Consider the following 13,813-nt stretch of genomic DNA (forward strand, 5'->3'; position numbering starts at 1 on the left):
CGCAAGCACTGTTGCCGAGCCAAGCTCACCCCGGCTCGGCGGCCGACACCGCCTTCGACGCAATATCCAAGGTGGGCAGCAACTTCGAATGAGCCACGACGGTAACAACCCAGAGCCCACCGTCGCGGCGCACCACGACTTGCGCCCCAGCCGGAGCGATACGATGCGCAATCTCGACGGCGGCGTCGAGGTCCCCGCGCGCCGACAACCGCGCCGCCTCACGAGCGGCGTCCACACAACGCACCTGCATCGACACTGCAGTGATCCCGGCCAAGCACAGCACCAGCACCACCACCAGTGCGGCGATCGCAAACGCAGCCTCGACGCTGCTCGAACCGTCATCGGCGCTTAGACCTTGGTGCTGAGCGCGCGTCCGATGATGTGGTTCAGAGCGGAGACCACCGAGTCTCCGGTCACCACTGTGTAGAGGATGGCACCGAATGCCGCGGCGGCTATCGTCCCGATCGCGTATTCGACGGTGGACATCCCCGACTCGTCGGTGGCCAGGAGCGCCAGTCGTGCCGCGATCCCACGAAACATGTTGAACATCAACCACTTCCTTTCTCACAGCAGACCTGACTGCAGAACACTGCCGGCCAACCCGGCCACCACTGGGACAATCCCCAGGCAGACGAACGCCGGCAGGAAGCACAGGCCCAGCGGACCGGCGATCAGGACGCCCGCGCGTTCGGCGGCAGCGCCCGCGGCGTGCGCGGCATCGTGACGGGACTGGGCCGCCAGTTCGGCGACGCCGTCGGCAAGCGCGGCGCCTGACGCCGCGGAACGCCGCGCTAACCTCAACAACCCGTCGATCTGCGCGTCGGCACGCGCATCCGTGGGTTTGGACCACGCGACATCGGCATCCGCACCCAACGCCAGCAAATCGGCAGCGCGACGCAACACCCGCGCCAGTTCAGCCGGCGCCGAACCGGCGGTCGCCGCGGCGGCAGTCGAGACCGCCATCCCAGCTCCGAGGCACACGGCGAGTACATCCAGGCTCGATGCCACCGCCAGCGGATCCGGCCCGGCCGGACGGTGCTGCCGCTGCCGATTCACACGCGACGACATCCCAGCGCGAGCGCGCGCCGCCGCCGGCCCACCGCCGACCAATAATGCCGCCGCCAGCAGCACTGCCGCGATGCTCATCCCCGCGCTCCCGCTCGCACAGTCATCCCGATAGCACCCGATCGCTGATTCGGTCCGACCACAGCAAACCGCCGCACAGCAACACCACCCCGACCGCTAGGAACCAACCCCCTGCAGCGCCCCCGCCAAACAGGAACCGCAGCGGCTGAGCTCCGATCAACTGCCCCAGCAGCATGCCGAGCAACGGCAGCGCGGCCAGGATGCCGGCGGTGGCACGGGCACCCGCCAGGCCCGCAATCACTTTCGCCGAAAACCGCTGCCGCTCAATGATATCGCGTTGGGCCGCCCGCATCAGTGTGCTGATCGCCAGGCCGTGTTCGCCGGCAAGCTGCCAGCACACCGCCAGGCGTCCCCACTGCGCGGGTAGTGCTGAGGATTGCGCTGCAGCGCGCAAACCCGCCGCGACATCGGCACCCAGTCGAGCGCGCGCCGCGACTGCCCGCATGGCAAGCGACACCGGCCCGCCGCTCTCGTCGGCGGCGACGTCGAACGCGCGTACCGGGTGGGCGCCCACCCGAAGCTCGCCGACCAGCACCTCGAGCGCCGCCTCCAGTTCCCGACCCTCCGCTGCCGCGTTTCGGCTGTGACGACGCCGCAGGCAGCGCACGCCCACGGTTGCGCCCGCTGCCGCCGTTGCTACCGCGGTCGGAAATGGCAGCACCACCATCGCAACACCGAGCGCGCACGCAGAAAGCCAGCTTGCAGCACGTGCGCCGAAGACAACGCGCCAGCGAGCGGACCCAACCGCGGCGAGCCGACCACGCGGCGAGCCGGGCGATACCAGCAGAGCCAAAGCAAGCATTAGTGCGGCACCCGGCAGCCCGGTCATGCCGAGATCCTGGGCTGCAGCAGGACACGTAGCTCGTCAGCCTGATCGGTCATTCCGTGCTCGGCGTGCCAGACGGTGACCGCCTGGACGTGACCGTCGCCGCTTCGCCGCAGCATGGCGATCTCACTGAGCCGCCGGCGCCCGGCGCCATCTCGGCCGACATGCAACAGCACCCGTACCGCCGCAGCGAGCTGACTGTGCAGGGCGGCGCGGTCCAGGCCACCGAGCGCGCCCAGTGCCTCCAGCCTGGCCGGAACCTCACCTGGGCTGTTGGCGTGCACGGTGCCGGCGCCGCCCTCATGCCCGGTGTTCAGCGCTGCCAGCAGATCAACCACTTCGGCGCCCCGTACCTCACCCACGACGATCCGGTCCGGCCGCATCCGCAGCGCCTGGCGGACTAGCTGGCGCACCGTCACCTCTCCGACGCCCTCCACGTTGGCGCAGCGCGCAACCAGCTTGACCAGATGGGGATGCCCTGGCGCCAGCTCAGCGGCGTCCTCGACGCAAACGATGCGCTCCGTCGGCGCGACGGCACCAAGCATCGCAGCCAACAGGGTTGTCTTGCCCGCCCCGGTGCCACCGGAGATCAGAAACGCGAGCCGTGCGGCGAGGACGGCGGCCAGCAGTTCACTGGCTTCTGCGGTGATCGCGCCCGCGGCGATCAGGGCCGCTAAATCCTGGGTCGCTGGCCGCAACACGCGCAACGACAGGCAGGTGCCACCAGCGGCCACGGGCGGTAACACGGCGTGTAGCCGCACCGTGCTCCCATTAGCCCCGATTCCGCTGAGCTGCCCGTCGACCCAGGGCTGGGCGTCGTCGAGTCTGCGGCCGGCGGCCAGTGCGAGCCGCTGCGCGAGCCGTCGGACCGCCGCCTCGTCGGCGAATCGAAGGTTGCTGCGGCGCAGACCGTTTCCGTCGTCGACCCACACGGCGTCCGGCGCCGTCACCAACACATCGGTGGTGCCGTCGGCGCACAACAGTGGGTCCAGGATGCCGGCGCCGGTCAGTTCGGTGTGCAACAACCGGAGGTTGGCCAGTAGTTCAGTGTCGCCGAGGATTCCGCCGGATTCGGCGCGAATCGCTGCGGCCACCACGCTGGGCTTCAACGGTCCAGCCTCGGTGGCAAGCCGCTCCCGCACGCGTTCGATCAGGGAGCCGGTCACGCCGCACGACCATTCAAATCCGTTCGACCCCTTGATAAGACGTCGATCACGCTACTGGCGGCCGAGGCCAGCGCGGAGCGACGGCCCATGCGCAGCCCACCGTGCTCCAACCGTTCGGCCAGCCGCGGCTCGGCCCGCATCGATGCCAACAACGGCACGGCGGCGATCTCCGCGACCTCTGCGGCACGCAATCCCCCGGGCGACGGTCCGCGCACCACCAGCCCAACATTCGGGTTGATCGCGGCTAGGGTAGGAGCGATCGTCGCGGTGGCCGCACAGGCCCGGACATCGCATCGGCTTACGAGCACCACGAGATCGGCGCTGTCCAGGGCGAGATGCGTCGCCTCGGTCAGGCGGCGCGGGAGATCGCACACCACGGTGACGCCACCGCACCGACCGGCCTCGATGATCGCATCCACCGGCGCTGCTTCGAGTTCGTAGCCGCCCCGGGTGCCCGACAGTACGCTGACCCCGCGATGCCGCGGCAACACCTCACGCACGGCCTGCCAGCTGAGTCGGCCGCCCTGCAGTGCCAGGTCCGGCCAGCGCAGCCCCGGCGAGGTTTCGCCGCCGATCAGCAGGTCGATCCCGCCGCCCCACGGATCAAGATCGAGCAGCAGCGCCTCGACCACCGTCTGCGCCAGCGCCACCGCGAACAACGATGCACCGGCCGCCCCGCAGCCGCCGATGACAGCGACGGTCTGGCCGCGGATGCTGTGATCGCGGGCGGACTCGGCAGCTTCGGCGAGTGCGCGGACCAGCGCCTGTTCCTGCTCCGGCACTCGCAGTACAAGTTCGGCGCCGACAGTGACCGCCGCCGCCCAGGTGGTGGTCGCGGGTGCTGCGCTGCTCAACACGCTTACGTGGGTACGCCGGGGCAGCCCAGTCCGCCCGCAACGATCGGCCGCCACAGCATCTAGGACCACCGCCGTTGCTGCTAACCAGGTCTTCCTGCTGATCGGGCCGCCCCCGGCATGAACCACGCGCACGCCGACGGCCGCGGCGATGCGGTCCAGCTCGTCACGCAGATCCTGCTCCGCCAGCATCGCCAGCACACCGGGGCCGCCGCGGGGCGGACGGGAAGGGTTGCTCACGTCTTTACCGTGCTTGCCGGTCCCTACAACGCACCAGCGGCAAAACGGAATCTGTGGAGGAACCCCCGGTCTGTGCACAAATCACTGTGTTCGCTGGGCGGCCGTCCGGTCCCGTACCAGCGGTGTCCCCGCAAGGGCGCCAGACAAGAGCAGGCAAAAAGCGACCAGTGGTCAGCGAAGGATTTCTTACCCCAGAAAAGGGACGACCCCCGCCAGGGGGGAGGAGGCGAGGGTCGTCGTGTATCAGCCCCGGGGGGTCGGGCTGATACACCCTCGGCTCAAGGCCGAGTAATGCTTACTATACACATGCCAGCCTGGCATCACGCAAGTACTCGATCGAAACAAAAGTGCCGTCTGAGCCGTGTAAACGCCATCGGCAGAAAGACAAGCGGGGAATTTGAGAGCCGCTCCATCAAAGCGTTTGCGGGCCAAGATCCCAGCTGGACCGGATCGCCGACCTATGCTGGATCGGTGACCGTCCCCGACCCGGCCGCGACAGGGCGGACCTCTCCGCAAACACTGGAACCGACAGTTCCGGGCGTCCGCACTGCGGCTTTCTTCGACCTGGACAAGACCATCATCGCGAAGTCCAGCACATTGGCTTTCAGCAAACCCTTCTTTGCCCAGGGCCTGCTCAGTCGGCGGGCCGTCCTGAAGTCCAGCTACGCACAGTTCATCTTCCTGCTCTCCGGGGCCGACCATGACCAGATGGACCGGATGCGGGCCCATCTGGCCAACATGTGCGTCGGATGGGACGTCGAGCAGGTCAAGTCGATCGTCAACGAGACCCTGCACGAAATCGTCACCCCGTTGGTGTTTGCCGAAGCCGCCGACCTGATCGCCGCCCACAAACTGTGTGGGCGCGACGTGGTGGTGGTATCCGCCTCGGGGGAAGAGATCGTCGCGCCCATCTCCCGCGCGCTGGGTGCCACCCATGCGATGGCGACGCGGATGGTGGTCGAGGACGGCAAGTACACCGGCGAGATCGCGTTCTACTGCTACGGCGAGGGCAAGGTTCAGGCGATCCGCGAGCTGGCCGCCCGTGAGGGCTATCCCCTCGAGCACTGCTACGCCTATTCCGACTCGATCACCGACCTGCCGATGCTGGAATCAGTCGGGCACCCATCCGTGGTCAACCCCGACCGCGGGCTGCGCCGGGAAGCCCTCGAACGCGGCTGGCCGATGTTGTCCTTCTCGCGGCCGGTGTCACTACGCGACCGGATACCGGCACCCTCCGGCGCGGCAATCGCGACAACGGCAGCAGTCGGTGTGACCGCGGTAGCGGCCGGCGCCGTGACCTATGCACTGCTACGCCGGTTCGCATTCTGAGCACTGCCGTCGCACAGTCCCCAACTGCCCCGTCAGCAAACACACGGACGGGATACTTGCTGTCCATGCCGAACTTTCACCCGCGCAGGGGTTGCTGAGCCTGTGGTCTAGTAGTACAAAGGAACCACGGCAGCCCGGTGAGGCCAAGGTCGATCCGGAAGAGAAGGTTCGTTCTCCCGACCCGGGCACCCAGCACGGTTCCCGGCACCCACGCGGAGTCATAGCCGCGATAATGGCAGAAGTGTTGCGGGCCTGCGTAATTGCGAATGACGGATTGCCTCGACGGCCCTTTGGGTGGGGTTGCAGCAGGAAGTGTCGCAAACGCGCCGAGGCCACCCACGCAGCCCACATATGCACGCTTGGTAACCGAGAACCGTGTTGGCGGGCGGCGATTCGAACACATTCGTGTCGCCGCCCGCTTCGCATTCTAGGGTCCGTTATGTTTTCGGGCCGCCAGCTACCGAATCGGCAATCGCCACAGCTTCTTGTGCACCGGCCCGCATTGCGCGGCAACACAACACCAGCCAGGCCGCCACACCCGCCCGGGAGCCGGACGCGAACTTCGCCGCGGCATCCCGATAAGCCGCCGGCTGACGCATCCAAGTCACCTCCGGCACACCCAGCCCGTGCGGATCCAGGCCGCTGGCAATGGTCACCAGCCTGGACACCGCGCGGGCAACGACGCCGTCGGCGCTGCCGAATGGTCTGAGTGTCAACAACTCTCCGTGCGCGATGGCGGCAACCACCGGCGCCGAAGCTGCGGTGGGGCGGGTCACTAGGTCGGCGAGCAATTCGAGGCGCGGACCGATCTCGGGTTCGGAGCGGGGCCGGCCCAGCCGCGCTTCGTCCACCTGGTCGGCTGCCGCCAGCATGTGCATCCGGGCCAGCGCTTGTAGCGGCGCCCTCCGCCACACCGCGACAAGCGCACCCTCGCCCCCCTCGAGAGCTTGCGCGACCCGCAGCGCTCCGCCGAACACCGGGTCGCTGACGCCCGCACCATCCGCGACGTCGTCCAGCTGTACCGGCCCCCCGTCGAGCACCGAGGAGGCCCGCGCCGCACGCAACGAGGCCTCCGCGGCCGTCACCGGCCAGCCACGCAGATTGGCGCGGTGCCGGTGGGCCCGACCCAGCGCCTCACGTGCCCGGTCGCTGGCTTCGGCGACACCGGGGAGGTCCATCAATGGGGCCAGCGGATCAGTCACAAATTGCCAACCTAATGGGACGCGATTACCGCGATGCGGTCGAGGCGCCGGGGATAGCGTCCAGCAGCCGTCGGGTGTACTCGTGCTGCGGTGCGCTGAACACCTGCTCGGCGGGGGCGTGCTCAACCACTTGCCCGGCCCGCATCACCAGAACCTCGTCGGCGATCTGCCGAATCACGGCGAGGTCATGGCTGATGAACAGGTAGGTCAGGCCCAGCTCGGCCTGCAGTTCGGCCAGCAAGTCCAGGATCTGCTGCTGGACCAGCACGTCGAGTGCGGACACCGCCTCGTCGCACACCAGCAGGTCGGGCCGCAGCGCCAGCGCTCGGGCGATCGCGACCCGCTGGCGCTGCCCGCCGGACAGCTCCCGCGGCAGCCGATCCAGCACCGAGGACGGCAGCGCCACCTTGTCGACCAGTTCCCGCGCCGCCTGCCGGCGCTGCCGCCGGTCACCGAGCCGGTGGATGCGCAGCGGCTCCTCGATGGCACGTGCCACCGAATACATCGGATCTAGGCTGCTGTATGGGTTTTGGAACACCGGCTGCACCCGACGCCGGAACGCGAGTTCGGCACCCCGGTCCATCATGCTGACGTCGGCGCCGTCGAAGAGCACCGATCCCGACGTTGGCTTGAGCAATCCGAGCACCATGCGCGCCAAAGTGGACTTGCCTGAGCCTGATTCGCCGACCACGGCTAGGGTGCTGGCTCGCTGTAACCCAAACGACACCCCATCTACGGCACTGAACTCGGTGCGGCGCCAGGGCATGCCGTGCGACTCCCGGTAGGTCTTGGTCAGCTCCGACACCACCAGGATGTCGGCCGACCCTCGCTCGAAATTCCGCGGCATTTCCCGGACGGTCAACGATGGCGCAGCAGCAACCAGCCGGCGAGTGTACTCGTGCCGTGGGTCACCTAGAATTGCCTGCGCTGCACCGGATTCCACTACCACGCCACGATGGACGACCACGACTGACTCGGCCCGCTCGGCGGCCAACGCCAAGTCGTGGGTGATCAGCAGAAGCGCCGTTCCCAACTCTTCAGTGAGCTTCTGCAGATGATCCAACACCTGCCGTTGCACCGTGACGTCCAACGCCGAGGTCGGCTCATCGGCGATCAGCAGTCGAGGCCGGCCAGCCAATCCGATGGCGATCAGCGCGCGCTGACACATGCCGCCGGAAAGCTGGTGCGGGTACCGGCCTGCCTGCTTGGCGGGATCCCGCATCCCGGCCTCGGCGAGCAACTCCACCGCCCGTTGCCGCAGATCTCGACGATCAGTATTGGCGCGCAACGCTTCCCGGATCTGGAAGCCCACCTTCCAGACCGGGTTGAGGTTGGTCATGGGGTCCTGCGGAACGTATCCGATCTGACTACCGCGGATCGACCGCATTGACCGCTCACTCGCCGAGGTGATGTCGCGTCCGTCAAACACGATGCGCCCGGCGGTGACTCGGCCACCCGGCGCGAGCAAGCCAAGAATCGCCGCGGCAGCGGTCGACTTGCCCGACCCCGACTCCCCGACCACCGCGACCGTCTGACCCGCCAGCACCGAGAACGACATGCCGCAGACCGCAGGCTGGTCGCCGAAGCTGACCTGAAGACCTTCAACCGACAACAGCGGCTTCATGCGCGCCACGCCCTCGATGCCGGGTCGAACCAGTCGCGCAGCGCATCACCCATCATCATGAACGCCAGCACCGTGATTGCCAGTGCGCCAGCGGGATAAAACAGGATGGGTGAACCGGCCCGCAACCGCATCTGCGCCACATTGATGTCCCCGCCCCACGACACCACCGATGTCGGCAACCCGACTCCCAGGTAGGACAGCGTGGCCTCGGTGACGATGAAGACGCCCAGCAGGATGGTGGCCACCGCGATCACCGGACCGATCGCATTTGGTATCGCATGCTGCAACAGCGTCTGAAATCTGCTCTGCCCAAGGGCCTTGGCCGCCAGCACGTAGTCACGGGAGCGCACCTCCAGCACCGAGCTCCGCGCGATCCGGGCCACCTGCGGCCAGCCGAACAGGGCCAGTATGGCGATCACGGTCCACACCGTGCGGTGATGCAGGACTTGCGTCAAGACGATTGCGGCCAGGAGCAGCGGCAGCGCGAAGAAGACGTCGGCGACCCGCGACACCAGCGCGTCCACCCAGCCACCGTAGAAGCCGGCCAGGGCGCCGAGCGCACCTCCGACCACGAACACCAACAGCGTCGCACCCAGTCCGGTCATTACCGATGCGCGTGCCCCGTAGACGGTGCGCGCGTAGATGTCGTGGCCCTGCAGGTCGGTGCCGAACCAGTGCGCCGCCGACGGCGAAAGCAGGCTCTGGGCCGGGTCGGCGTAGCCCGGATTCGCCCCGGTGAACAGCGTCGGGAACGCCGCGACCAGGAGGATCAGCACGATCAGCAACGAAGCGATGACGAACTTCGGGCGCCTATACATAGCGGATCCGGGGGTCCAGTGCCGCGTACAGCAGGTCCACCAGCAGGTTGCTGAGCAGGTAGATCAGCACCAGCACCGTTACGATCGACACCACTGTGGGCGCCTCCTGCCGGGTGACCGCCTGGTACAGCACACCCCCGACGCCGTGGATATTGAAGATCCCTTCGGTGACGATCGCCCCGCCCATCAGCGCTCCCAGGTCCGCCCCGAGGAAGGTCACCACCGGGATCAGCGAGTTGCGCAGGATGTGCACCGTTACCACCCGGGATCGCGACAACCCTTTGGCGGTGGCGGTGCGGACATAGTCGGCATGGGCGTTGGCGGCCACCGCGGAGCGAGTCAATCGCACCACGTACGCGAATGACACCGATCCCAACACGATTCCGGGCAGCAGCAGCCGGTCGAAGCTGGCCTGCCCTCCGACGGTGACCGGCGCCCACCCCAGCCGCACCCCGAACACGAACTGCGCCAGGAAGCCCAGCACGAAGATCGGGATCGCGATGATGATCAGCCCGGTGACCAAGACCGTGGCGTCGAAGTAGCCTCCCTGACGTAGCCCGGCAATCACCCCGAACCCGATGCCCAGCACCGCCTCTATCACCAGCGCGATCAACGCGAGCCGGAAGGTCACCGGAAAAGCGTGCGCTAGAACTGCTTTCACGGGAAGACCGGAATATGCGCGACCCAGGTCGCCCCGCAGCAGGCCACCGAGATAGCGCAGGTACTGCACCAGAAACGGGTCGTTGAGGTGGTACTGCGCACGCAGTTGCGCGGCTACCGCGGGGCTCAGTGGCCGGTCTCCGGCGATTGCCGCCACGGGGTCACCGGGCAGCAGGAACACCATGCCGTAGATCAACAGCGTGGCGCCCAGAAATACCGGCACCATGACGGCGAGGCGGCGCAGCACATACCAGCCCATCTCAACCCTTCAGGATGTTCTCGTAGTCGGGCAGCCCGTTCCAGGTCGGCGTGACGTTGCTGACCTGGTTCGACCATCCGGTGACACTGCTGTAGTACCACAACGGCACGCTCGGCATGTCGCGCAACAGGATTCGCTGTGCTTTATTAATCAGCACGTCCGCTGCCGGAAGATTGGGCGCTGCCTCGGCCGCCGCCAACGCGGCGTCGAACTCCCGGCTGGAGTAGCCGACGTCGTTGGATCCCGCTCCGGTGGCGTACAGCGGGGCGAGGAACTCGATCATCGATGGGTAGTCACCGATCCAGCCGGCCCGGAAAGCAGTGTTGATGGTGCGGTTGGCGACTTGGGTGCGAAAGCCCGCGAAGGTGGGATAAGGTGCGCCGGCCGCGTCGATGCCCAGTACGTTCTTGATGCTGTTGGCCACCGCGTCCACCCACTCCTGGTGGCCGCTGTCGGCGTTGTAGGCGATGGCGTACTGACCGCTCCACGGCGAGATCGCGTTGGCTTGTGCCCAAAGTTGACGGGCCCGTTCGGGATTGAAGTCCAAGGCATCATTGCCCGGGATGTTCGGATCGTACCCGGGCAGCGAACTCGATGTGAAATCCCGTGCTGGGCTGCGGGTTCCGTTGAAGATCTGTTGACAGATCTGCGGGCGGTTGATGGCGGCCGACAACGCTAGCCTGCGCAGCCGGCCTTCCTCTCCACCGAAATGCGGCAACCGCAATGGCGTGTCCAGCGACTGACTGACGGCCACCGGGTCTTTGACCCAGTTGCTTCCCAGGTCGCGCGCATAAATGGTCAGGGCGCTGGACGGAATCGTGTCCAGCACGTCGAGATTGCCGGACAGTAGGTCGGAGTAGGCGGTTTCGAGATTGCCGTAGAACTCGAACCGCAGGCCTTTGTTGCGGGGCTTCCGGTTGCCGTGGTAGTCGGGGTTGGGTCTCAGGTCGATCCGGACGTTGTGCTCCCAGGCCGGCCCGTCGGAGCTGTCGGCAAGCCGGTAGGGGCCGTTGCCGATCGGGTGCTGTCCGAACGCGGACAAATCCCGAAATGCCGAGGGCGGCAACGGGTAGAACGCGCTGTGCCCCAGGCTCAGTACGAAGTCCACTGTCGGTGCCCGCAATCGCACCGTGAACTCGAGATCGCCGAGCACATGCAAACCCGACATGGTGGTCGGACGTCCTGGGCCCGCGGGGCCGGCCACATCGTCGAAACCCGCTATCGGGCTGAAAAACTGTTGCTGCAGTTGGGCATTGGCGCTTGACGCCCCGTAATTCCAGGCGTCGACGAACGAGTGCGCAGTCACCGGGGACCCGTCGGTGAATGTCCAGCCTGGTTTGAGCACGACCCGGTAATTGACGTTATCGGCGGTCGCCACGGATTCGGCAACCTCCGGAGTCGGCCGGCCGGCGGCGTCATACGACATCAAGCCGGCGAACAGCCGGTCGATGATGCGACCGCCGTTGCTGTCGTTGGTGCCGGTCGGGATCAGCGGGTTGGGGGGCTCCGCGCTGTTGACGACCACCAGGTCGGGTGTCAGCACACCGCCGCCGCAGCCGCAGAGGCAACCGGCCAGCATGGCGGCCACCAGCAGGACGGCCTGCATCCTCCGACGCATAACAGCGACCTTAAGGGGTGCGCACGCGCAGCCTGGTCGCGCCGGAAGATGTACGCCAGATGACCAGCTACTGAAGGCTGACCGCCGATGCTGGCGCGGTATTACGCTCGCACCCGTGACCACCACCGATCCCGAACACCCCGCGTCCTACCCGCCTCCGACGCAATTCACCGCACAAGCCAACGCTCAGGCGAGGCTCTACGAGCAGGCCGAGCAGGACCGGTTGGCGTTCTGGGCCGAGCAGGCCGACCGGCTGACCTGGGATACTCCGTATTCGCAGGTGCTGGACTGGTCGGACGCGCCGTTCGCCAAGTGGTTCGTCGGCGGCAAACTCAACGTCGCCTACAACTGCGTGGACCGCCACGTCGAGGCCGGCAACGGGAATCGGGTCGCCATCCACTGGGTGGGTGAACCCGAGGGCCACGAACGCACGCTGACCTACGCGGACCTGCAGCGGGAAGTGTCCAAGGCGGCCAACGCGATCAGCGATCTCGGCCTGGTGGCCGGCGACCGAGTGGCCATCTATCTTCCGCTCATTCCCGAAGCCGTGATCGCGATGCTGGCCTGCGCGCGGCTGGGCATCATGCACACCGTGGTGTTCGGCGGCTTCACCGCGCACGCGTTGCAAGCCCGGATCGCCGACGCGCAAGCCAAGCTGCTAATCACCGCCGACGGCCAGTTCCGCCGCGGCCACCCAGCTCCTCTCAAAGAGGCCGCCGATGAGGCGGTCTCGGTCGACGGCAGTCCCGTCGAAAACGTTATCGTGGTGCGGCGCACCGGAATAGACGTGGCATGGAACGACGACCGCGACCTGTGGTGGCACCAGGTGGTCGACAAAGCGTCACACGAGCACACGCCGGAGGCGTTCGACGCCGAGCAACCTCTGTTCCTGCTGTACACCTCGGGCACCACCGGAACTCCCAAAGGCATCGTGCACACCAGCGGCGGTTACCTGACCCAGTGCGCGTACACCATGCACGCCATCTTCGACGTCAAACCGGACAGCGACGTGTTCTGGTGCACGGCCGACATCGGCTGGGTTACCGGGCACACGTACGGCGTCTACGGACCGCTGTCCAATGGCGTCACCGAGGTGCTGTACGAGGGCACCCCCAACACACCCAGCGAGCACCGACACTTCGAAATCATCGAAAGCTACGGCGTCACAATCTATTACACCGCTCCCACGCTGATCCGCACGTTCATGAAATGGGGCCGGGAGATCCCCGACGCGCACGACCTGTCTAGCATCCGGCTACTGGGTTCGGTCGGCGAGATCATCAACCCGGAGGCCTGGCGTTGGTACCGCGACGTCATCGGCGGTGGCCGCGTGCCCGTCGTCGACACCTGGTGGCAGACCGAAACCGGCGCCGCGATGATCTCCCCGCTGCCCGGTGTGGCCGCAGCCAAGCCCGGGTCGGCGATGACCCCGTTACCCGGCATCTCAGCCAAGATCGTCGACGACCACGGCGAGCCGCTACCGCCCGACGAGGAGGGCGAGACACACGTCACCGGTTACCTCGTCCTGGATCAGCCGTGGCCGTCGATGCTGCGTGGCATCTGGGGCGACCCGGAGCGGTACCGCAGGACGTATTGGTCCAAGTATCCCGAGCACGGCTACTACTTCGCCGGCGACGGCGCGCGCTTCGACCCCGACGGCGACATCTGGGTGCTGGGCCGCATCGACGACGTGATGAACATTTCCGGGCATCGCATCTCCACCGCCGAGGTGGAGTCCGCGCTGGTCGGCCATCCGGGGGTGGCCGAGGCCGCGGTGGTCGGGGTCACCGACGACACGACCGGTCAGGCCATCTGCGCGTTCGTCGTGTTGCGGGAGAACTACGAGGCCAGCGACGACACTGTCGAGGAACTGCGTTCCGAGGTCTCCCACGAGATCTCACCGATTGCCAAGCCGCGGGAGGTCCATGTGGTCCCCGAGCTGCCGAAGACCCGCAGCGGCAAGATCATGCGCCGGTTGTTGCGCGACATCGCCGAGAACCGCGAACTGGGTGACACCTCGACACTGCTGGATCCCAACGTGTTCGACGCGATCCGCGAGGCCAAGTAGCCC

General features: G+C 67.1%; 13 protein-coding genes. 2 read left to right on the forward strand and 11 right to left on the reverse strand.

The features are described 5' to 3' along the window. Positions 1 to 25: 25 nt before the first annotated feature. From H0P51_RS26255 to ssd, 6 genes are read right to left on the reverse strand one after another with little or no spacing between them, the layout of a single operon-like run. Complete coding sequence (locus H0P51_RS26255; RefSeq protein ID WP_343061803.1) at positions 26 to 298, reverse strand: TadE family type IV pilus minor pilin; 273 nt, start codon at positions 296 to 298, stop codon at positions 26 to 28. A 50-nt stretch (positions 299 to 348) separates the two neighbouring features. Next, a complete protein-coding gene (locus tag H0P51_RS26260; protein ID WP_180915712.1) occupies positions 349 to 549 on the reverse strand; it encodes a DUF4244 domain-containing protein in 201 nt (66 codons plus the stop codon). 15 nt (positions 550 to 564) lie between these two features. After that, positions 565 to 1,146, reverse strand: a complete 582-nt coding sequence (locus H0P51_RS26265) for a type II secretion system F family protein (protein ID WP_180915713.1) — start codon at positions 1,144 to 1,146, stop codon at positions 565 to 567. Between the two features lie 22 nt (positions 1,147 to 1,168). Beyond that, a complete protein-coding gene (locus H0P51_RS26270) occupies positions 1,169 to 1,975 on the reverse strand; it encodes a type II secretion system F family protein (RefSeq protein WP_180915714.1) in 807 nt (268 codons plus the stop codon). Further along, positions 1,972 to 3,138, reverse strand: coding sequence for a TadA family conjugal transfer-associated ATPase (locus H0P51_RS26275; protein WP_180915715.1), 1,167 nt, complete (start codon positions 3,136 to 3,138; stop codon positions 1,972 to 1,974). The genes H0P51_RS26270 and H0P51_RS26275 overlap by 4 nt, the downstream gene beginning before the upstream one ends. Further along, positions 3,135 to 4,184, reverse strand: a complete 1,050-nt coding sequence (gene ssd / locus H0P51_RS26280; RefSeq protein ID WP_180919237.1) for a septum site-determining protein Ssd — start codon at positions 4,182 to 4,184, stop codon at positions 3,135 to 3,137. The genes H0P51_RS26275 and ssd overlap by 4 nt, the downstream gene beginning before the upstream one ends. A 519-nt stretch (positions 4,185 to 4,703) precedes the next feature. On the opposite strand from ssd, the gene H0P51_RS26285 reads away from it, so the two are divergent. Then, positions 4,704 to 5,561 carry an HAD-IB family hydrolase gene (locus H0P51_RS26285; RefSeq protein ID WP_180915716.1) on the forward strand — a complete coding sequence of 286 codons (858 nt, stop codon included), beginning with the start codon at positions 4,704 to 4,706 and terminating at the stop codon, positions 5,559 to 5,561. 437 nt (positions 5,562 to 5,998) lie between these two features. On the opposite strand, the gene H0P51_RS26290 is transcribed toward H0P51_RS26285, so the two are convergent. The 5 genes from H0P51_RS26290 to H0P51_RS26310 are packed head-to-tail and all read right to left on the reverse strand — an operon-like array spanning position 5,999 to position 11,742. Further along, positions 5,999 to 6,739, reverse strand: a complete 741-nt coding sequence (locus H0P51_RS26290) for a Fic family protein (protein WP_180919238.1) — start codon at positions 6,737 to 6,739, stop codon at positions 5,999 to 6,001. 49 nt (positions 6,740 to 6,788) lie between these two features. Continuing rightward, on the reverse strand, positions 6,789 to 8,387 hold the full coding sequence (locus tag H0P51_RS26295; RefSeq protein ID WP_180915717.1) for a dipeptide ABC transporter ATP-binding protein: 1,599 nt from the start codon (positions 8,385 to 8,387) through the stop codon (positions 6,789 to 6,791). Beyond that, on the reverse strand, positions 8,384 to 9,205 hold the full coding sequence (locus tag H0P51_RS26300; protein WP_180915718.1) for an ABC transporter permease: 822 nt from the start codon (positions 9,203 to 9,205) through the stop codon (positions 8,384 to 8,386). The genes H0P51_RS26295 and H0P51_RS26300 overlap by 4 nt, the downstream gene beginning before the upstream one ends. Beyond that, on the reverse strand, positions 9,198 to 10,124 hold the full coding sequence (locus H0P51_RS26305; protein WP_180915719.1) for an ABC transporter permease: 927 nt from the start codon (positions 10,122 to 10,124) through the stop codon (positions 9,198 to 9,200). Before H0P51_RS26305 ends, H0P51_RS26300 begins: the two co-directional genes overlap by 8 nt. Position 10,125: 1 nt before the next feature. Further along, the gene (locus H0P51_RS26310) at positions 10,126 to 11,742 is read right to left on the reverse strand and encodes a peptide ABC transporter substrate-binding protein (RefSeq protein WP_180915720.1); all 1,617 of its coding nucleotides are present in this window, start codon (positions 11,740 to 11,742) and stop codon (positions 10,126 to 10,128) included. Between the two features lie 115 nt (positions 11,743 to 11,857). Between H0P51_RS26310 and acs the strand changes: the two genes are divergently transcribed. Beyond that, positions 11,858 to 13,810 carry an acetate--CoA ligase gene (gene acs / locus H0P51_RS26315; protein ID WP_180915721.1) on the forward strand — a complete coding sequence of 651 codons (1,953 nt, stop codon included), beginning with the start codon at positions 11,858 to 11,860 and terminating at the stop codon, positions 13,808 to 13,810. Positions 13,811 to 13,813: the final 3 nt, after the last annotated feature.

Source organism: Mycobacterium vicinigordonae, assembly GCF_013466425.1.
Classification (GTDB): Bacteria; Actinomycetota; Actinomycetes; order Mycobacteriales; family Mycobacteriaceae; genus Mycobacterium; species Mycobacterium vicinigordonae.

Bases quoted from the DNA above. Each gene is read 5' to 3' on its own strand.
- H0P51_RS26260 (WP_180915712.1), bottom strand. From the start codon at position 549: ATGTTCAACATGTTTCGTGGGATCGCGGCACGACTGGCGCTCCTGGCC.
- H0P51_RS26265 (WP_180915713.1), bottom strand. From the start codon at position 1,146: ATGAGCATCGCGGCAGTGCTGCTGGCGGCGGCATTATTGGTCGGCGGT.
- H0P51_RS26270 (WP_180915714.1), bottom strand. From the start codon at position 1,975: ATGACCGGGCTGCCGGGTGCCGCACTAATGCTTGCTTTGGCTCTGCTG.
- ssd (WP_180919237.1), bottom strand. From the start codon at position 4,184: ATGCTGGCGGAGCAGGATCTGCGTGACGAGCTGGACCGCATCGCCGCG.
- H0P51_RS26290 (WP_180919238.1), bottom strand. From the start codon at position 6,739: ATGGACCTCCCCGGTGTCGCCGAAGCCAGCGACCGGGCACGTGAGGCG.
- H0P51_RS26295 (WP_180915717.1), bottom strand. From the start codon at position 8,387: ATGAAGCCGCTGTTGTCGGTTGAAGGTCTTCAGGTCAGCTTCGGCGAC.
- H0P51_RS26300 (WP_180915718.1), bottom strand. From the start codon at position 9,205: ATGTATAGGCGCCCGAAGTTCGTCATCGCTTCGTTGCTGATCGTGCTG.
- H0P51_RS26305 (WP_180915719.1), bottom strand. From the start codon at position 10,124: ATGGGCTGGTATGTGCTGCGCCGCCTCGCCGTCATGGTGCCGGTATTT.
- H0P51_RS26310 (WP_180915720.1), bottom strand. From the start codon at position 11,742: ATGCGTCGGAGGATGCAGGCCGTCCTGCTGGTGGCCGCCATGCTGGCC.